Origin of the sequence: Corynebacterium sp. A21, assembly GCF_052266655.1 — a bacterium.
In the GTDB taxonomy this organism is placed as follows: domain Bacteria; phylum Actinomycetota; class Actinomycetes; order Mycobacteriales; family Mycobacteriaceae; genus Corynebacterium.
Map to the genome: position 1 here is coordinate 505,826 of NZ_JBQPQY010000001.1, position 18,240 is coordinate 524,065.

The 18,240-nt window shown below is 62.6% G+C and carries 18 protein-coding genes; 9 read left to right on the forward strand and 9 right to left on the reverse strand.

Features of this window, described 5'->3' with window-relative positions:
• Positions 1-193 precede the first annotated feature (193 nt).
• Both recA and recX read left to right on the forward strand, forming a co-directional pair.
• On the forward strand, positions 194-1,318 hold the full coding sequence (gene recA, locus ACTU46_RS02280; protein WP_443378534.1) for a recombinase RecA: 1,125 nt from the start codon (positions 194-196) through the stop codon (positions 1,316-1,318).
• A gap of 5 nt (positions 1,319-1,323) precedes the next feature.
• Positions 1,324-1,965: a recombination regulator RecX gene (gene recX, locus ACTU46_RS02285; protein WP_443378536.1), complete on the forward strand. Its 642-nt coding sequence runs from the start codon at positions 1,324-1,326 to the stop codon at positions 1,963-1,965.
• Positions 1,966-2,083: 118 nt separating this feature from the next.
• Here the strand turns inward: recX and ACTU46_RS02290 are convergent, their stop codons facing one another.
• From ACTU46_RS02290 to gluA, 4 genes are all read right to left on the reverse strand, one after another.
• Positions 2,084-3,028: an amino acid ABC transporter permease gene (locus ACTU46_RS02290; protein ID WP_443379401.1), complete on the reverse strand. Its 945-nt coding sequence runs from the start codon at positions 3,026-3,028 to the stop codon at positions 2,084-2,086.
• Positions 3,025-3,711 carry a glutamate ABC transporter permease GluC gene (gene gluC / locus ACTU46_RS02295; RefSeq protein WP_443378538.1) on the reverse strand — a complete coding sequence of 229 codons (687 nt, stop codon included), beginning with the start codon at positions 3,709-3,711 and terminating at the stop codon, positions 3,025-3,027. Before gluC ends, ACTU46_RS02290 begins: the two co-directional genes overlap by 4 nt.
• 67 nt (positions 3,712-3,778) lie before the next feature.
• Entirely contained in the window at positions 3,779-4,648 is an 870-nt protein-coding gene (locus ACTU46_RS02300; RefSeq protein ID WP_443378540.1) for a glutamate ABC transporter substrate-binding protein, read from the reverse strand.
• A 46-nt stretch (positions 4,649-4,694) separates the two neighbouring features.
• Positions 4,695-5,423 carry a glutamate ABC transporter ATP-binding protein GluA gene (gluA, locus tag ACTU46_RS02305; protein WP_443379404.1) on the reverse strand — a complete coding sequence of 243 codons (729 nt, stop codon included), beginning with the start codon at positions 5,421-5,423 and terminating at the stop codon, positions 4,695-4,697.
• Positions 5,424-5,704: 281 nt separating this feature from the next.
• Here gluA and miaB point away from each other — a divergent pair, with 281 nt between their 5' ends.
• Positions 5,705-7,264 carry a tRNA (N6-isopentenyl adenosine(37)-C2)-methylthiotransferase MiaB gene (gene miaB, locus ACTU46_RS02310; RefSeq protein WP_443378541.1) on the forward strand — a complete coding sequence of 520 codons (1,560 nt, stop codon included), beginning with the start codon at positions 5,705-5,707 and terminating at the stop codon, positions 7,262-7,264.
• A gap of 93 nt (positions 7,265-7,357) precedes the next feature.
• The gene (locus tag ACTU46_RS02315) at positions 7,358-8,077 is read left to right on the forward strand and encodes an Rv2732c family membrane protein (protein ID WP_443378543.1); all 720 of its coding nucleotides are present in this window, start codon (positions 7,358-7,360) and stop codon (positions 8,075-8,077) included.
• 76 nt (positions 8,078-8,153) lie between these two features.
• On the opposite strand, the gene ACTU46_RS02320 is transcribed toward ACTU46_RS02315, so the two are convergent.
• On the reverse strand, positions 8,154-9,287 hold the full coding sequence (locus ACTU46_RS02320) for a hypothetical protein (RefSeq protein WP_443378545.1): 1,134 nt from the start codon (positions 9,285-9,287) through the stop codon (positions 8,154-8,156).
• 16 nt (positions 9,288-9,303) lie between these two features.
• Complete coding sequence (locus ACTU46_RS02325; protein WP_443379407.1) at positions 9,304-10,638, reverse strand: DUF349 domain-containing protein; 1,335 nt, start codon at positions 10,636-10,638, stop codon at positions 9,304-9,306.
• 334 nt (positions 10,639-10,972) lie between these two features.
• On the opposite strand from ACTU46_RS02325, the gene ACTU46_RS02330 reads away from it, so the two are divergent.
• The 3 genes from ACTU46_RS02330 to dapF are packed head-to-tail and all read left to right on the forward strand — an operon-like array spanning position 10,973 to position 13,398.
• A complete protein-coding gene (locus ACTU46_RS02330) occupies positions 10,973-11,584 on the forward strand; it encodes a hypothetical protein (protein WP_443378547.1) in 612 nt (203 codons plus the stop codon).
• Positions 11,585-11,587: 3 nt separating this feature from the next.
• Positions 11,588-12,505 carry a tRNA (adenosine(37)-N6)-dimethylallyltransferase MiaA gene (gene miaA / locus ACTU46_RS02335; RefSeq protein WP_443378549.1) on the forward strand — a complete coding sequence of 306 codons (918 nt, stop codon included), beginning with the start codon at positions 11,588-11,590 and terminating at the stop codon, positions 12,503-12,505.
• Positions 12,493-13,398 (forward strand): diaminopimelate epimerase, encoded by a 906-nt coding sequence (dapF, locus tag ACTU46_RS02340; protein WP_443379409.1) that lies wholly within the window; start codon positions 12,493-12,495, stop codon positions 13,396-13,398. The genes miaA and dapF overlap by 13 nt, the downstream gene beginning before the upstream one ends.
• A gap of 32 nt (positions 13,399-13,430) precedes the next feature.
• Here dapF and ACTU46_RS02345 read toward each other — a convergent pair whose 3' ends face one another.
• Together ACTU46_RS02345 and ACTU46_RS02350 are read right to left on the reverse strand one after the other, a co-directional pair.
• A complete protein-coding gene (locus ACTU46_RS02345; RefSeq protein ID WP_443378551.1) occupies positions 13,431-13,958 on the reverse strand; it encodes a hypothetical protein in 528 nt (175 codons plus the stop codon).
• Between the two features lie 61 nt (positions 13,959-14,019).
• Positions 14,020-14,778: a hypothetical protein gene (locus ACTU46_RS02350; protein WP_443378552.1), complete on the reverse strand. Its 759-nt coding sequence runs from the start codon at positions 14,776-14,778 to the stop codon at positions 14,020-14,022.
• A gap of 119 nt (positions 14,779-14,897) precedes the next feature.
• On the opposite strand from ACTU46_RS02350, the gene hflX reads away from it, so the two are divergent.
• Both hflX and ACTU46_RS02360 read left to right on the forward strand, forming a co-directional pair.
• Entirely contained in the window at positions 14,898-16,520 is a 1,623-nt protein-coding gene (hflX, locus tag ACTU46_RS02355) for a GTPase HflX (RefSeq protein WP_443378554.1), read from the forward strand.
• Between the two features lie 109 nt (positions 16,521-16,629).
• A complete protein-coding gene (locus tag ACTU46_RS02360; protein ID WP_443378556.1) occupies positions 16,630-17,913 on the forward strand; it encodes a uracil-xanthine permease family protein in 1,284 nt (427 codons plus the stop codon).
• 39 nt (positions 17,914-17,952) lie between these two features.
• Here the strand turns inward: ACTU46_RS02360 and ACTU46_RS02365 are convergent, their stop codons facing one another.
• Entirely contained in the window at positions 17,953-18,222 is a 270-nt protein-coding gene (locus ACTU46_RS02365; RefSeq protein WP_443378558.1) for an HPr family phosphocarrier protein, read from the reverse strand.
• Between the last annotated feature and the right edge of the window lie 18 nt (positions 18,223-18,240).

Consider the following 18,240-nt stretch of genomic DNA (forward strand, 5'->3'; position numbering starts at 1 on the left):
GAATCCTCAGTATCCGGGTCTAATGGGACGCTGGCCCATTTAGCACCTGAACCGCTGAGAACACTGATTTTAAGAGAAGATAGCTCCATCCCGACGTCGAGGTTGCCCATCGGAGATCCAGTCGGTCTCCGAAGACCTCCCCACCCGATGAATTCTGCAGCACCCGCCAAACCGAGAGTTAAAGGAAGAGAACATGGCCCCGAAGAAAAAAGTAGCGGCTTCATCCAAGGATGACCGTCAGAAGGCGCTGGATTCCGCCCTCGCCATCATTGAGAAGGATTTCGGCAAGGGTGCAGTGATGCGTCTCGGTGATGAGAATCGCCCGCCGATCGCCGTTATTTCCTCCGGCAACACCGCCATCAACATCGCGCTCGGTATCGGTGGTTTCCCCCGTGGCCGAGTCGTGGAGATCTATGGCCCGGAGTCTTCGGGTAAGACCACTGTGGCACTGCACGCCATCGCGGAAGCTCAGCGGGCCGGCGGTATCGCTGCTTTCATTGATGCCGAGCATGCCCTTGATCCGGACTACGCCAAGAAGCTGGGGGTGGACACCGATGCCCTCCTGGTCTCTCAGCCGGACACCGGTGAGCAGGCCCTTGAGATCACCGATATGCTGATCCGCTCCGGAGCCATCGACATCATCGTGGTTGACTCGGTGGCTGCGCTGACCCCGAAGGCTGAGATCGAGGGCGATATGGGCGATAGCCACGTCGGTCTGCAGGCTCGTCTCATGAGCCAGGCGTTGCGCAAGATGACCGGTGCAATCTCCAACTCCAACACCACCGCCATCTTCATCAATCAGCTTCGTGAGAAGATCGGTGTGATGTTCGGCTCCCCGGAGACCACTACCGGCGGTAAGGCCCTGAAGTTCTATGCTTCGGTGCGTTGCGATGTGCGCCGCATCCAGACCCTCAAGGACGGGCAGGATGCGATCGGCAACCGCACCCGTCTCAAGGTGGTCAAGAACAAGGTCTCCCCGCCCTTCAAGATCGCCGAGTTCGACATTATCTACGGTGAGGGTATCTCCCGTGAGTCCTCGATCATTGATTTGGCGGTGGAGAACGGCGTCATCAAGAAGTCGGGTTCCTGGTTCACCTATGAGGGCGACCAGCTCGGCCAAGGCAAGGAGAAGGTCCGTCTCTACCTCAAGGGGAACCGGGACCTCACTGACGAGATTGAAAAGAAGATCCTCATTAAGCTGGGAATCGGTCCGGAGGCCGCCATCGAGGAGGGGCTCAGCGATGATCCGGTGGACATGGTCCCCAACGTTGACTTCGATGATGATGACGAGGATGCCGCCTCGGTCGGAAATGAGTAGTGCTGATGGCGGTTTCAGGTAACCCAGGCGGTAGCAGCCACAGTTCCCGAGAGGTTGATCCGGCGAAGCTGGAGAAGCTCCGGCTGGCCATGGAAGCCTATGCCGCAGGGAAGGGGCCGGTACTTTTCGACCACCAGGCCGAAGAGGAGAAGAGCAAGGTCCGCAACCGTGCACTTGGGCTGCTCGACCACCGCGCCCGTTCCCGGAAGGAACTCCGGGACCGGCTTATCGCAGCAGACTTTGAGCTGACGGTCATTGAGGACGTTCTCGATGATCTTCAGGCCAGCAACCTGATCGATGACCAGAACTTCGCCTATGAATGGGTACGGCAACGCCACCAACGCCGGGGCAAGTCTGCCCGAGCCCTGGACCGGGAGCTCAGCCAGAAGGGCATCGACCAGGACACCCGGAATCGGGCCCTCGAGCAGCTCGACGCCGCTGATGAGGCCGCCATGGCTCGACAACTCGCGGCGAAGAAGGCCCGCTCCATCAAGGAGATTCCCGCTGACCGGGTAGAGCGGGACAAGCAGCTCCGCCGGGTGGTGGGGGTGCTGGCGAGGCGAGGCTTCCCGGACTCCATGTCCCTGCAGATCTCCCGTGAGGTGCTCGATGAACGGCACCGGGAGTTGGAGCAGTCATCCGACTAGGAGCTCATCCTGGGGCGCTCTCCCCAGAGATCGGCTCCTGAATATGACACCGCCTGGAGACGAATGATTCGTCTCCGGGCGGTGTCATGGCTATGTTCAGGTGGACTGTGGGATGCGGCTATTCACCGGGGTTCTTGATTTCGGTGTAACCGGGGGCGCGCCAATCGACGTTGACATTGTCTTTGGTGTCCAGCCCCTGATCGGGCATCTCGGGAACCTTTGCCACGATATTCCGGCGGGCACGACCGGCCCGGAGCTGACGTTCGACTCGCTCGGCAACCAGGGTCAGGGCGTAGTTGATCAGGATCATGATCATCGCGACCACGACCAGTGCCGCCAGGTAATTCTGATTGGAGGAGGCCGACTGGATACCGGAGCGGACCACTTCAACGTAACCGATCTGGTAGCCGAGGGCGGAGTCCTTCAGTGCGATGACCATCTGGGAGATCAGTGCCGGCAGCATGGCCGCCACCGCCTGCGGCAGCTGGATTGACCACAGGGTCTGACGGTGCGAAAGCCCCAGTGCCTGGGAGGCCTCAACCTGGCCCTTAGGCAGGCTTCGGATACCGGATCGCAGAATCTCTGCGATCACGGAACCGTTGTACATCGTCAGTCCGAAGACCACCGCACCGAAGGCCAGGTGCTTCGGCGGCAGGACGCCGTAAATGGCGAAGAGCTGATAAGCGAAGATCATCAGGAGTAGCACCGGGATTGCCCGGAAGAACTCGACGATCCCACCGCAGAGCCAGCGCAGCCAAGCTGCCTGGGACATGCGTCCCAGTCCCAGGAGGACACCCATCATCAGGGCAAGAATGATGGAGGCGAAGGCTGATTTCAGGGTGCCCCAGAGGCCTGGAAGTATATAGGTTTCCCAGGTCTGGGAATTGAGGAAGGGGCTCCACTTGGCGGAGGTCAACTGCCCGTTGCCCTGAAGGGTATAGATGACCCAGGCGCCTATGGTGAGCACCGCTATGGCGGTGAGGAGCGTGTAGATGCGGTTATTACGGCGGCCCTTGGGGCCGGGGGCATCATAGAGGACGGTGGCGCGAACAGCACTCATTATTTCCTCACCGCCATCTTGGTGGCGAGCCGGCTCAGGGACAGCCCCATCGGCAGCGTCAGGATCATGAAGCCGAGCGCGAAAATACCGAAGATGATGAAGAGCATATTGGCGTGATTTTCCACCGTCTCCTTCATGAGCAGCGAGGCTTCAGCGACACCGATTACCGAGGCGATGGTGGTGTTCTTGGTCAACGCGATCAGGGTGTTGCCCAGCGGCACGATGGCGGCACGCAGGGCCTGAGGGAAGATGATGCTGCCGAAGATCTGGCCGAAGCTGAGGCCGATGGAGCGGGCCGCCTCGGCCTGGCCGAAGTGCACCGTATTGATTCCTGAGCGCAGCGATTCCGAAACGAAGGCTGAGGTATAGAGGATGAAACCCAGCACCGCAAGCCGGAAGTTGTTGTCCATCAGGAAGGTTGCGCTCTCCCGTCCCGCCAGTGTCAGCCCCAGGTTCTGGTATAGACCGAAGGAGCAGAACAAGATGATCAGGGTCAACGGGGTATTTCGGATGGTGTTGATGTAGAAAGTGGCCAGACCTCGGAGAATACGGACTGGCGATACTCTCATGGCGGTGAGAATTGTGCCCAGGATCATCGATCCGATGGCGGAGAGCACGGTCAGCTGGATCGTGATCCAGAATGCCGGCCACAGGGACGGACCCAGATCGGCCCAGAATTCATTCATCCCCTCGATTCCCTCCTCGGGGATTGGGGCCCCGCAGTGGACACTGAAGGGCCATAGGTTGAACCGACTATTTCAGGAAGGAGAGATCGCCCGGGGTGCCCGGGGTGATACCGGAACCGGCACCGAGGTTGGCGGAGACCAGTTCTTCGAAAGTGCCGCTGGAGTGCAGCTCTTCCAGCGCAGCATTGATGGCGTCGGTGCCGGCTTGGTCGTCCTTGGCCAGACCGATCCCGTAGTACTCATCGGTGAAGGTGGAGCCATCCTCCTTGGTCATCTCCACGACCTTGAACTGCCCTGGGGACTGGGCGGAGTAGCCGTTGAGGATGGTGGCATCGGTGGTCATCGCGTCGATATTGCCCTGACGCAGTGCCTCCACACAGGAGGAGTAGGTGTCATACTCCTGGAGCTGGACACTCGGGAGCACCTCCTTAACGGTCTGGGCGGGCGTGGAGCCGGTCACCGAGCACAGGATCTTGCCGTCGAGGTCCTCCACCTTGGAGATCTCCGTATTATCTTCGCGAACCAGCAGCGCCTGGTGGGTGAGCAGGTAGGGGCCGCCGAAGTTGACGGTCTCGGAGCGGGCGGCGTTAATGGAATAGGTGGCGGCGATCATGTCGACCTCGCCGTTCTGGATGAGGGTCTCACGCTGCGCTGAAGGGGTCTCGCGCCAGGTGATTTCCGGTACATCCCAACCGTTCTCAGTGGCGATGTGTTCGACGACGTACTGTGCGATGTCGACATCCAGGCCGGACATCGCACCATCGGGGTTACGCAGGCCGAGACCCGGCTGGTCGTACTTGGTGCCCAGGGTCACGGCACCGCCCTCGACATTGGCCAGCAGGCCATCAGAGGAGCTTGAGCTGCAGGCGGCGAGAGCGACACCGGAGAGGCCAGCGACGGCGAGGACGGAGGCGAGGCGAAGGCTGAAGCGTTTCATGATGTTCTCCTTGGGAAGCATGTGGTGAGGTTGAAGGTGGTGATGATCAGTGGGCGAGGATCTTGCCGAGGAAATCCTTGGCCCGGGAACTCTTCGGATTGCTGAAGAATTCCTCGGGCGAGGCATCCTCGACGATCTGGCCATCGGCCATGAATAGAATCCGGTCGGCCACCTTGCGGGCGAAGCCCATCTCGTGACTGACCACGAGCATGGTCATGCCTGACTTTGCCAGTGCCGCCATGACCTCGAGGACCTCGTTGACCATCTCCGGGTCCAGCGCCGAGGTGGGCTCATCGAAGAGCATCACCTTCGGTTCCATGGCGAGCGCCCGGGCGATGGCAACGCGCTGCTGTTGACCACCGGAAAGCTGGGCCGGGTACTTGTCCGCCTGGTTGGCGATGCCGACGCGTTCCAGCAGTTTCATGGCCAGTTCATTGGCGTCGTTTTTCTTCCTGTGGCGTACCTTCACCGGGCCGAGGGAGACGTTATCCCTGATCTTCAGGTGGGGGAAGAGGTTGAAGGACTGGAAGACCATGCCCACATCGGCGCGAAGTTTTGCCAGGTCGCGGCCTTCCTCGGGGAGTAGCTTGCCGTCGATTTCAATGGTTCCCTCCTCGATGGTTTCGAGGCGATTGATGGTTCGGCACAGGGTGGATTTGCCGGAGCCGGAGGGTCCCAGGACCACGACAACCTGGCCACGGGGAACTTCAAGATTGATGTCCTTGAGAGCCTGGAAATCATCGAAGTGCTTCTGAACATTGATCATCCGGATCATGGGTTGTCCGGAATCACTGCCCTGTCCGGTCTCGGGGGGTGGTGCCCCCGATGGTGAATGCATGCTGTCGCTCATGCAAAGGAGGTTAATGTAGTTCAAGTCACAATTGTTGAGAATTGATGAAAATGTTATTGCAAGGCGATCTAGGGGACGGAAATGCCGCTTCTCCGGCGCGGTGTGCCCCGGTTTCTCGGGGCAGCAACGGTCAGAGAGAGCGAACTTCTCCAGTAGAAGAATCTGCGCATTAGGTGCTGTTTGGGACGCTGACTAGAATGTTCGATGTGTCGCAGCAAACCAAGGTGAATGAAGCACAGGACGTCCGTACCTATGAGGTGCGGACCTTCGGGTGCCAGATGAACGTCCATGATTCCGAGCGTCTTTCCGGGCTTCTGGAGGCGGCCGGCTATATCCCGGCCGAGGATTCCGTCGAGCCGGACCTTGTCGTCCTGAACACCTGTGCGGTGCGTGAAAATGCCGATAAGAAGCTCTACGGCACGTTGGGTTCACTACGTGCGGTCAAGGATGCTCACCCCGGCATGCAGATTGCTGTCGGTGGTTGTCTGGCGCAGAAGGATAAGAATGTCGTCGTAGAGAAGGCTCCCTGGGTGGATGCTGTTTTCGGCACCCACAACATCGGTTCCCTGCCGGCCCTGTTGGAGCGGGCAGCGCATAATGAGCGCGCTGAGGTCGAGATCGTTGATTCCCTTGAGCAGTTCCCCTCGGTGTTGCCCGCCAAGCGGGAGTCCGCCTATGCCGGTTGGGTCAGCGTCTCCGTGGGCTGTAACAACACCTGCACCTTCTGCATCGTGCCCAGCCTGCGTGGCAAGGAGTCGGATCGCCGCCCCGGCGATATTCTCGCGGAGGTGCAGGCCCTGGTGGAGCAGGGTGTCACCGAAGTGACCCTGCTAGGTCAGAATGTCAACGCCTATGGCGTGCACTTCGCCGATCCTGATCTTGAGCGCGATAAGTCTGCCTTCTCCAAGCTGCTGCGGGCCTGCGGTGAGATCGAGGGCCTGGAACGCGTCCGTTTCACCAGCCCGCACCCGGCAGAGTTCACCTCTGATGTCATCGACGCGATGGCGGAGACTCCGAATGTCTGCCCGCAGTTGCATATGCCGCTGCAGTCCGGTTCGGACAAGGTACTCAAGGAGATGCGTCGTTCCTACCGTTCGAAGAAGTTCCTCGGCATCCTCCAGGAGGTCCGCGCCAAGATCCCGCAGGCCTCCATTACCACGGACATCATCGTCGGTTTCCCCGGCGAGACCGAGGAGGATTTCCAGGCGACCCTGGATGTCGTTGAGCAGGCTCGTTTCACCAGTGCCTACACCTTCCAGTACAGCCCGCGTCCGGGTACCCCGGCCGCTGAATATGGGAATCAGGTGCCCAAGGAGGTAGTTCAGGAGCGCTTTGAACGGCTGATGGTACTTCAGGACCGCATCAGCGAGGAAGAGAATCAGAACTTCCTCGGCCAAGAGCTGGAACTACTGGTTCAGGCTGACGGCGGACGCAAGAACCACAAGACGAACCGGGTATCTGGCCGAGCCCGGGATGGCCGTCTGGTGCACTTCAATCCGGTGCCTGCCGTCGAGGGGTCCATCGATGGTGAGATCCGCCCCGGTGACATCGTCACCACCAAAGTCACCGAGGCCAGCCCGTTCTTCCTGATCGCCGACAGCGGGGTCTTCACCCATCGCCGCACCAGGGCAGGTGACATGTCAGCGCTCGGGCAGGTGCCGACGACCGCGCCGATCGGCGTTGGCCTGGGGCTGCCTTCCATCGGTGCCCCGGCTCCGGCCCCAGCTGCAGCCGCAGGTTGTGGCGATGCCTGCGGCGGTCACTGATCCCGCGGGACTAAGATCGGCATCGGGCACCGGGGCTCTCGAGATTGATCAGCCCCACTAGCGCCCGCACACCCTTAAAGGAGAATCTGCACCGTGAGTGGAACCCCGGGGTCTGCGTCCCAGCCCCAGTCCGAAACTAACCCCAGCCAGGAGCATGGCGAGGGCACACCGCCAGCGTCCAGCGCCCGGTCGCTGGCACTCGCGGAGAAAGATGCCGCCCGACGGGTCAGCCTCAGCGGCTACCGGGGCTTCCTCATCGCTGCGCTGGCGCTTTATGTGATCTCGCTGCTGCTTCCCTTCAAGAGCGGAGTCCTGGGCTTCCAGGTTCTCTTCGATACTGAATCAGTCACCATCGTGGAGAAGGTGTTCGCGGTGGTCACCTTCTTGGGGCTGGGTCTTTTCAACCTGTTGTTGCTGATCAGCCGACGTACCTGGATGTCTTATGCCGCGTGGTTCTTCACCGGAGTTGGCCTCTTCTACTCACTGTTCACACTGTGGATGCGAGGCACCCAGAGCAATGACAATGTCACCGGAATCGGGGTCTACCTCACCGTGCTAGGGGTGCTGTTGGCCACCTTTGGCCTCAGCTGCATCATTCTGCGCCGCGATCCGGAGCAACAGCGGATTGCGCAGGAGCGTGCGGAAACTGAAGACCTTGACGTGATCGCGCAGACCCAGCGCGATGCCATGCTTGCGCGGCAGCGGAAATCCCAGGAGGCGGAGAACCCGCTATTCGTGGATGATCGGCGTGCCAGAGCAGGGGAGCGGCATCGAAGGCGTGCCCAGGCAGAAAACAACGATCAGCAGGATTAGTGAGTGATCCTCACCGGAGGCATCAGAGCCCGGAACCCTTCCCAGGGTTCCGGGCTCAACTCTTCGCCGGCGGATCTCAATCCCGGGGCAGGATCTTCTGCCAGGCGGTACCCCGGCTGATCTCCCGCATTCCCAGGCTGCGGTTGATGGCCAACATCCCGGGGTTGTCCGTTCCGTTGGAGGCGTAGACCCGTTCCGCCCGCGTCCAGCGTTCCTGCACCTCGATCAAGGCCAGGTGTTTGACTGATCGACCTAGTCCACGGCCACGGGCCCGGGGCAGCACCACGGTGATGCCCTGTTCCACCGTGCCGGGTTCAGAAGCCGGGTGTCGGTGGAGCTCGCTGAGCGCGACCGGGCCCGCGTCGTCGGAAAGCACGACATAGAGCACTTCCAGGCCGGTATCCCGGCGGCGGACCTCCGCCTCTGACAGCCGCTCCGGTGTCCACCGCTGGGGCTCGAGATAGAGCTGGCCGTGGGGAACATCGAGGGAGGCCTGATACAGCAGGTCCAGCACACCTTCGAGATGCGAGGAGGGCAGCACATGGGAGTCGAAATAGGCGATGCGTACGTCGGCGGGCAGGCCGGGGACCTGGCGCGAAACCTCGAAAAGTTCGATGACCCCCTGGACCTCCACCAGGTCGGAGCGGAAACCCGCGGCGGAAAGCTCTGCGGCAACGGACTCGGCACCAGCCTCAGCGGTGGTGGGGTGGGTCTGCCAGAGCTGGATGATCCTCCGCCCGAGTTGCCGGGTCAGACGCTCGCCCTCGTTGAGCAGTGACTGGTACACCTGGCGGCCTTCGTCGGAGAGTCGCTCACCGGGGACGGGCTGGAAGTTGGCGTCCAGGACACACTCCATCTCCACCATCGCGAGATCCTCCCGCAGCGGCACACTCAGATGGATGAAGCCCAGGTACTCATATTCCGAGCTAAGATCGGTGAACCCTGCGGCGACGGTACTCGGCAGCAGCGACAGCCGGGTCTGTGGGTCCACCTCCCACATCCCGGCGCTGCTCTCGGCCATCACCACCATCACGGAATCGGATTCGGTGGAACCGGCCAGCCGTTGGATCACCCGAGCCGCAGAGACCGAGGAGCCGGTCTCCCCGGTAACCTCCTGGGCGGCGAGATTGGCCATGAAAACGAAACTGCGCACCACGTCTGCGGGTTCTTCTCCCGGGACGGGGCGCGCAACTCGGAAGAACGTCGCCATCGTTGACCTTTAAGACCTAGAGGTCCTCGACGGCGTTGACTGCCGCGTCGGCCCATTCCTGCCACTGGGCAGCCTGAGCACGGAACTTCTCGGCCTGCTTGGTTTTGCCCTTGGCTTCGGCAGCCTCGGCGGAAGCAGTGAATTCCTCCACCTTGGTGATGAATTGGGCGGCGCGGGCCTGGGCCGCCGGATCGGTGCGGCGCCACTGGGCGTCTGCGGCCTCAACCACACGCTGCTCGAGATCACCGATCTTGTTCTCGTACTCGGAGATGCGGGCACGTGGGACGAAACCGATCTCCTCCCACTTCTCCTGCAGCTCGGTGAGCTTGGCGCGGGCACGGTCAAGTCCCTTGGCCGGATCGATCAGCGAGGCATAGGCGGCAAGCAGGGCGTCCTTGGCCTCAGCATTGGCGGAAAACTCGCGGTCACGCTCATCATTGACGGCGGAACGGGCATTGAAGAAGTGGTCCTGGGCAGCGCGGAAGCGAGCCCAGAGCTTGTCGTCGACCTCGCGGGGCGCCCGGCCGGCGGACTTCCACTCCTGCATCAGATCACGGTAGGCCCGGGCGGTCTCATTCCAATCGGTGGAGTCCTGCAGGGCCTCGGCGCGCTCGGCGAGTTCTTCCTTGGTGTGCTTGGCAGAAGCACGACCGCGATCAAGGTCGGCGAAGTGAGCGCCACGGCGGCGGTTGAAGGCATCGCGGGCGCGAGAGTAGCGCTTCCACAGGGCATCATCGGTCTTACGGTCAATGCCGCGGATGGCTTTCCACTTATCCAGGATCTGCTGGATTCGGTCGCCGGCCTCCTTCCAGTTGGTGGCATTCTCAGCGAGTTCCTCCGCCTCGAGGGCAAGCTGCTCCTTCTCCGCGACCGCGGCCTCACGCTTCCGGGCCTTCTCCTCCTTGACCTGCTCATTAGTGGCCTCGGAGTGATTGATGATGGTGCCCAGCCGCTTATCCAGGCCGTCGAGGTCACCGATGGCGGTGGCGGTGGGCAGCGTCTCCTTCAGCGTCTCAGCGCTCTTGCGAATGCTGGCGGCTTCCGCCGGATTCGTCTTGAGCCGGGTCTCGAGGAGCTCAACCTCGGTGGCGAGGTCCTCGAAGCGGAGACCATAGTGGGCCAGACCCTCCTCGGGGGTTCCGGCCTGCCAGGAACCAATGGTGCGCTCGCCCTCGCTGGTGCGGACGTAGACCATGCCGTCGGTATCGATGCGCCCCCACTTCTTTGGATCATTGGGCGTGTGCTGCGGCAGCGGTGCTGAGGTGCGGCGGACGGCGGCAACGGAACCCGGGGTGGCGCCGGGGCGGGGGCCGGGCTTAGGTCCTGGCTTGGGTGCCGAGGTCTGCTTCATCGCGGCGGACGGATCCTGATTCCCGCTACCGGGCTGAGGTGTCGGGTTAGGGATCGACGGGGTGCTCATAGTGATGGTCCTTCTGTGCTGTTTCGCCGCGCTTCACGGCTGCCTGAGACCCACCGGGGTAGGTCACTCATCATCCAAACATCGCCGCACCGTGAACCTGGTCTATGAAACCCTGGGCCAGGAGCCCGGCGCGAATGTTCCACTTAACTTACCCTGCCTCAAAACCGCGTGGGGTCATTGGCGGGATTGAGTGCCGCCCGAAGTAGGTGGTGAGGACGCCGGGCGCCGGGTGTCAGGGGTGGTGGTGAGCCGCTAGGGTGGTGGGGTGAATGTGAATCTGGTGGTGATGCCGGCGAGTCCGGCGCTGGTCAGGGAGCTTGCGCCCGGTGATGAAGCTGCGGGACGTCTGCTGGGGGTGCTTCGGGAGGTGCTTGAGCAGGCCGCGGCCCGCCAGCAGCGCATTGAACTGGTGGGCTCCCAGGCGTCACGGTGGCGGACTGAATTGCGTGGTAGCTTCCAGGCCTGGGGTGCCCCCGGGGTTGTGGTGGGCGCAGGCCATTATCTGCCTGAATTGGTCCAGCGCTACGTCCTCGCAGAACTGGCACTCCAGGTGGTTTCGGTCCGTGAGCGGCTAGGTGTCCCCAACCCCGCGGCGCTGACGGTGGTGGCCCTCGACGGTTCCGCCGGACTGGATGCCCGCGCCCCGTTGACGCTTCTCGACGCCGCCCCAGCCGCCGATGCCTGGTGCCGTGACCTGCTCGCCGGAAGTGCGCCGACGTTTCCGGCGGCCTGGGATGAGTCCTCGCTGCGGGAAGCCGGCATCCTCGAGCCCGACCCCTGGCTCGAGCTCGCCGCGTTGACCCCGAAGCAGGCGCAGCTCCGAGATGCCGATACCACCCTCGGAGTGGGCCGCTATGTGGCTACCTGGGAGATCTGAACCATGAATATCAAGGAGAAAAACTTGACTCCGATCGCCGTGGTGGGGCCCACCGCCTCCGGAAAATCTGCCCTGGGGCTATTACTGGCGCACCGGTTGGGCGGTGAAGTGGTCAACGTCGACTCGATGCAGCTCTACCGGGGAATGGACATCGGCACCGCGAAACTCAGCGTGGCTGAGCGTGAGGGCATTCCACACCACCAGCTGGATGTCCTTGATATCACCGAGACCGCTTCGGTGGCCACCTATCAGCTCAGCGCGATTGCTGATGTCGAGGAGATCATGTCCCGCGGCAAGGTACCGATTCTGGTCGGTGGTTCCATGCTCTACGTGCAGTCCCTGATCGATGACTGGCAGTTCCCGCCCACCGACGCTGTGGTGCGGGCCCGCTGGGCAACCCGGCTCACCGAGATCGGGGTCGATGCCCTGCACACCGAATTGGCCGAACGTGACCCGGTGGCCGCTGCGAAGATCGAGGATAAGGATCCCCGCCGTACCGTTCGGGCCCTGGAGGTCATCGAACTCACCGGCCAGCCCTTCCAGGCCAGCCAACCACCGATCAACGGCCCCGCCCGCTGGGGTACCCGGATCCTGGGCCTGCGCACCACCCCGGAGTGGCTCAACCCTCGCATTGAACTACGCACCCGCCAGATGTTTGAACACGGCCTGGTGGCCGAGGTGGATGCTCTGCTCGCCCAGGGGCTGGTGGCTGATTCCACCGCCGGGCGGGCGATCGGTTATGCCCAGGTGCTGGCCATGCACGCCGGCGAGTTGACTCCGGTAGAGGCCGTGGAGCGGACCATCACCGGCACCCGCCGCTATGTCCGCCGTCAGAAGAGCTGGTTCAATCGGGATCCCCGGATCCACTGGTTGGATGCCGCCGGGGATACCGGGGCACAGGCGCTAGAATTTCTAGGGTGAATACCACCGATCCAGCACAGGTCCCCGGAATCCTCCACTTCGCCAAGGGACACGCCACCGAGAATGACTTTCTGATCATTGAGGACGCCGCCGGTGACACGCCGCTGTCCCCGGAGTTGATTGCCGCCCTTTGTGACCGACGCGCGGGATTGGGCGCAGACGGGATCCTCCGGGTGATCCGCGCTGGCGCGCTGCTCGACAGCGGCGAGCTTGCCGAGCTGGGGGCCGGCATCCACCGCGCGGACTGGTTCATGGACTACCGCAACGCTGATGGGTCCTTGGCGGAGATGTGCGGCAACGGTGTGCGGCTCTTCGCCCACTGGCTCCGTTCCCGGGGGCTTGTCGACGTCGAGGACTTCACCGTGGGAACCCGCGCCGGGGCCCGCGCGGTGAAGATCTACTCCTGGGATCCGGGTGCTGCCGAGGTCTCCGTGGACATGGGCAATGCCGAGGTGACCGGGGTGTCATCCGCTTTTTTCGGTCAGCTCAAGGTGGCTGGCCTCGGGGTGGATCTGGGGAATCCGCACCTGGCGGCAGTGGTTCCTGGCTTGACCCCTGCGGACCTGGCGCAGTGGGATCTGGTGGCTCCGGTCTTCGATGAGGAGTTCTTCCCCGAAGGTGTCAACGTTGAGATCGTGACAGAGCTGCGTGAGGGCAGGGTGCACATGAGGGTCTATGAGCGTGGCGTGGGGGAGACCCGCTCCTGCGGCACCGGCACCGTAGCCGCCGCCCGGGCAGCACTCGCCGATGCCGGACAGCTTGACGGCACCGTCACCGTGATAGTTCCCGGCGGCCGGGTCCGAGTCGAGATCGCTGGTGAGCACTCCACGCTGACCGGGCCCTCCCGGATCCTGGCCACCGGTGAGGTGGACACCGCGGCACTGCTGCGCTGACCCCCGGCCACAGGGCGTCGATAAGCGCCGGGCTAGTAGTCGTTGCCGAGCCGTTTTGCGGTGTGCCGGGCCAACAGCCAGGAATCCTTGAGCTCCTGGGCGCGGCGATCGGTCACATTGAGTAGCTGCTCCAGCTCGGTCACCGTGAGATCGGCGAGCAGGCGGGCTGGTAGGCGGCTGAGGAATCTCCGGTTCGAGTTGTACTGGAAACGGAAGTTCTCCAAGTCGGGGTGCGCGCAGTCCTCGTCCCGCAATGCTGGGCGGTAGAGGGTGCGATCAGCCACGGAATCAGTGTCCGGCGAGTTGCTGAACTGCTCATAATCCAGGATCACGTGGTGGATGTCCTCCGCAGAGAGCTCGATCGAAGAACGTAATGCCCGGGTCTCCGGTTCATCGGGCCGGCTCCGGGCCACCAGAATGGTCACCAGAATGATCGGCACCGAGAGTAGCAGTCCGGGGACTTTGAGCCAGGCCACCAGCACCAGACAGCACAGCGCGATAACGATCAGCCAGGTCGTCTGACGATCGGTTCTGGAACCTTGTCCCGGGGTGTCAGACACGCGCTACCTTCCTCGATCGCTGGGCTGCTCGGGCATTGGCGGGGATGAAGAGGAGGAGGGCTCAGTGGCCGCCGCAGCCACAACCGCCGCCCTCGCCGCCGCCACCACAACAGCCGCCACCAGAGGAGATTGGGGCGAGGACATTGCCGGTCAGCACTGCGCCGCCGACAATGATGTTGCCCTTGAGCGGTAGTGCCGGGGCATCGGGCAGACAGACGTCGAAGGGGAAGGCCCCATCAACGGTGGCGTGGATGAAGCGCTGGCCGGTGAGCTGATTGCTGCGGTATTCAGCCTCAAGCACGCGGGCAGAGAAGGTGGCGGAGGCATCCGGAGCCGCAGCGCCGGAACCGGCGGCGAGGATCTCCGCGCCGGCAGAGCTGAGCTGACCCGGGAGCGCGCCAGTGGCGGCGGTGAAGGCCTCGGCGTCCTCATGAACGGTGACCTCGGTGGCCAGAGCAGTGACACCCAGCTGCTGCCACTGCTGGATCGGTTCATCCACCAGCAACGGCCCCTGCGAGAGATTCAAGGTCACCGAGCTGAGGACGGTGCCGAAAGGGTCGACGATCTCGCAGAAAGCCAGGATGTCATTGATCATCTGGATGTGGGCGAAAGTCTGGGTGACGGAGTCGAAGCCGGCATAGGTGGCGAAGGGCTCCACCGCCAGAATGTTGATCTGGGCACCGGAATAATCGGTGAACTGGACCAACTGGCCACCCCGAAGCTCGCCGGTGACCACCAGCTGGTTAGTGGCGATGGCGGCCTCGACCGCCTCCTGCCAACGGTCGAAGCCCAGGCCGATGCTCTTGAGATCAGTAGTCATGGACAACAGTCTAAACCTTTGGGCCCACAACCCAAACCAGCCGCTTTTGGGGCCGATGAGGGGTTTTTCCCGAAGAGATGTTAACGCCTCGGCGTCATTGCATGGAACAATGGCAGATAATGACCCAATCGAACAATGATGATCTGTTGGCCCGGGCATTCCGGGACCACCTTCCCACGACTCAGCCCGCTGAGGACCCCGGCGAGGACCACTCGGGGCTGCTGCGCTCGGAGAAATCCGCCCAGCCGGAAGATTCCACCCCCACCACCGGTGATCTGGATCTGGAGGCACGTAATGCCCGCCGCCAGACCGGCCTGGATGCCACGGTCCGCTCCGATGATGCCGCTGACATTTATGAGGTTGAGTACCGCAAGGTTCGACTTGAGCAGGTGATCCTGGTCGGCATGTGGACCGAAGGGACCACCGCCGAGATCGAGGCCTCGATCGCCGAGCTCGCCGCCCTGGCCGAGACCGCCGGCGCCGAGGTCATCGAGACGCTCTACCAGAAACGTGACAAGCCGGATCCCGCTACCTACATCGGCTCCGGCAAGGTCAAGGAGCTGCGTGACATCATCGAGGCCACCGGTGCAGACACCGTGATCTGTGATGGTGAGCTCACCTCCGGTCAGCTGGTCGCCCTGGAGAACGCGCTCAACACCAAGGTCATCGACCGCACCATGCTCATCCTCGATATCTTTGCCCAGCACGCCACCTCCAAAGAGGGCAAGAGCCAGGTCTCGTTGGCCCAGATGGAGTACCTGATCACCCGGGTCCGTGGTTGGGGTGGCACGCTGTCCCGACAGGCGGGTGGACGTGCCGGTTCCAACGGCGGAGTGGGCCTACGCGGCCCCGGTGAGACGAAGATCGAGACGGACCGTCGTCGCCTGCGTACCGATATGGCGAAACTGCGTAAGGAACTCAAGGGGATGAAGACCGCCCGCGAGATCAAGCGTTCCCAGCGACGGGCCTCGACGATCCCGCAGATCGCCATCGCCGGCTACACCAATGCCGGAAAGTCCTCCCTGATCAATGTGATGACCGATGCCGGGGTACTGGTCGAGAACGCGCTTTTCGCCACCTTGGACCCGACCACCCGCCGGGCGGAGCTGGCCGATGGCCGCTCCGTAGTCTTCACCGACACCGTCGGCTTCGTCCGGCATCTGCCCACCCAGCTGATTGAGGCCTTCAAGTCCACGCTGGAGGAGGTACTCGAGGCGGACCTGATGCTGCACGTGGTGGACGGTTCCGATCCCTTCCCACTGAAGCAGATTGAGGCGGTGAACAAGGTGATCCTCGACATCGTCCGCCAAACCGGGCAGGAGGCACCGCCGGAGGTCATCGTCGTTAATAAAATCGACGCCGCCGACCCGCTCGCACTGGCCGAATTGCGTCATGCGCTTGATGATGTCGTCTTCATCTCGGCGTTGACGGGGGAGGGGATACCCGAGCTCGAGGCCCGGGTGGAGCTCTTCCTCAACTCTCTCGATGCCCACATCACCGTGCTGATCCCCTTCACCCGCGGGGAGATCGTCTCCCGGCTGCATGAGTTCGGTACCGTCCGCAGTGAGACCTACACCAACGAGGGGACCCTCGTTGATGTCCGCCTGCCGCAGTCCATGGTGGGTGAGCTCAAGGAGTTCCTTGTTGAGACCGTGGATGAGGATGAAACAGATGAAGTAGCTGAAGCTTCCGCCATCGGTGAGGTGGCTGGCGAACCGGACTCTGAGGGTTCCGGAGGCTGATCCGAGGATCTTAGCCAGGGGCGTTGTCAAAGCCGCGGCACCGATCCTGAGATCCACTGTGAACACCCTGATTTCCCATCAAGGTGTTCACGGCGGATAATCGGGATCCGTGAAGACCTCCTTTGGCTGGACCGTCCACGGTGACGGCAAGAAGATTCTCCCCGGCGCCGTCGTCGCCCCTGATGAACGACTGAGTTGGCCCCGAACCATCGGCATTGGTATGCAACATGTGGTGGCGATGTTCGGTGCCACCCTGCTGGTGCCCACCCTGACCGGGTTCCCGGTGAACACCACCCTGCTGTTCTCCGGTCTCGGCACCATCATTTTCCTGCTGATCACCCGCAACCGGCTGCCTTCCTATCTGGGCAGCTCCTTTGCCTTCATCGCGCCGCTGGCCGCCAGCCAGAGCTATGGCATCGGTGCCCAGATCGGTGGTGTCCTCATCACCGGCCTGGTCCTGATTCTGGTCGGGGTGATCGTCCGGATCCTGGGCCGAAAAATCATTGATGCGGTGATGCCACCGGCGGTGACCGGTGCCATCGTTGCCCTGATCGGCCTGAATCTGGCACCCACCGCCACCGCCAACTTTGGCCAGCAACCACTGGTGTCCACGGTGACCCTGCTGTCGATCCTGGTGCTGACCGTCGCCGGCCGAGGCATGATTTCCCGGCTGGCGATCCTGCTCGGTGTGATCATCGGCTGGGTTTTTGCCGCCCTCAGTGGCAACCTCGCCGAAGGCGCGGTGGACACGGTGCGCGCGGCAGCCTGGATCGGCCTGCCCGAGTTTCACACCCCCGAGTTTCAGCTCTCTGCGATCCTGGTGACCCTGCCGGTACTGGTCGTGCTCATCGCCGAAAATATCGGCCATGTCAAGGCTGTCAGCGCGATGACCGGCCGAAACCTTGATGACCTGGCTGGAAATGCCCTGATCGGTGATGGCCTGGCCACTACTCTGGCCGGTGGCTTCGGTGGTTCCGGTACCACCACCTACGCCGAGAACATCGGGGTCATGGCAGCCACGAAGGTGTATTCAACCGCCGCCTACTGGGTGGCTGCGATTACGGCGATCGCCCTGGCCTTCATCCCGAAGTTCGGTGCCCTGATCTTCACCATCCCCACCGGTGTGCTCGGTGGCGCAACTCTGGTGCTTTACGGACTGATCGGTCTGCTCGGCGTCCGGATCTGGATGGACGCCAAAGTCGAATTCAATAATCCGGTCAACCTCACCGCCGCAGCGGTGGCCCTAGTCGCGGGCATCGGTAACCTGACGCTGAACGTTTTCGGCGTCACGTTGGAGGGAATCGCCTGGGGTTCAATCGGCATCATCATCGGCTACCCGATTCTCAAGTGGCTCTACATCAATGTGGGTGAAGGCCAACAGGCGAAGTTCTAGGCGCTTGCCGACGCCGCGGGGCAGCCCTGGGGCGCTGGATCAGACGGCATCGAGGTTGGACTCGATCATCCCGGCGATCTTGTCCACCGCAGCCTGACTCTCTGAGGAAACCGACACCTGATCACCATGCTCTGCGCCCAGGGCCATGATCATCAACGAGGAGTCCGCCTCGGTCAACTCCGCCGTCGGATCCCCGAGGAGTTCGAGAAAAACCTCAGCATCGAAAGCTGCGGCCGCAGCCGCGATCAGGGCGGCCGGGCGGGCGTGCAGACCCACCATGGAACCTACGGTCACAGTTCTGGAAACCACCGGCGGAATCCCTTCCTT

Coding starts and splice junctions, on each gene's coding strand:
- recA (WP_443378534.1), top strand. CDS start 194: ATGGCCCCGAAGAAAAAAGTAGCGGCTTCATCCAAGGATGACCGTCAG.
- recX (WP_443378536.1), top strand. CDS start 1,324: ATGGCGGTTTCAGGTAACCCAGGCGGTAGCAGCCACAGTTCCCGAGAG.
- gluC (WP_443378538.1), bottom strand. CDS start 3,711: ATGAATGAATTCTGGGCCGATCTGGGTCCGTCCCTGTGGCCGGCATTC.
- ACTU46_RS02300 (WP_443378540.1), bottom strand. CDS start 4,648: ATGAAACGCTTCAGCCTTCGCCTCGCCTCCGTCCTCGCCGTCGCTGGC.
- gluA (WP_443379404.1), bottom strand. CDS start 5,423: ATGATCCGGATGATCAATGTTCAGAAGCACTTCGATGATTTCCAGGCT.
- ACTU46_RS02320 (WP_443378545.1), bottom strand. CDS start 9,287: ATGGCGACGTTCTTCCGAGTTGCGCGCCCCGTCCCGGGAGAAGAACCC.
- ACTU46_RS02325 (WP_443379407.1), bottom strand. CDS start 10,638: ATGAAGCAGACCTCGGCACCCAAGCCAGGACCTAAGCCCGGCCCCCGC.
- miaA (WP_443378549.1), top strand. CDS start 11,588: ATGAATATCAAGGAGAAAAACTTGACTCCGATCGCCGTGGTGGGGCCC.
- ACTU46_RS02350 (WP_443378552.1), bottom strand. CDS start 14,778: ATGACTACTGATCTCAAGAGCATCGGCCTGGGCTTCGACCGTTGGCAG.
- hflX (WP_443378554.1), top strand. CDS start 14,898: ATGACCCAATCGAACAATGATGATCTGTTGGCCCGGGCATTCCGGGAC.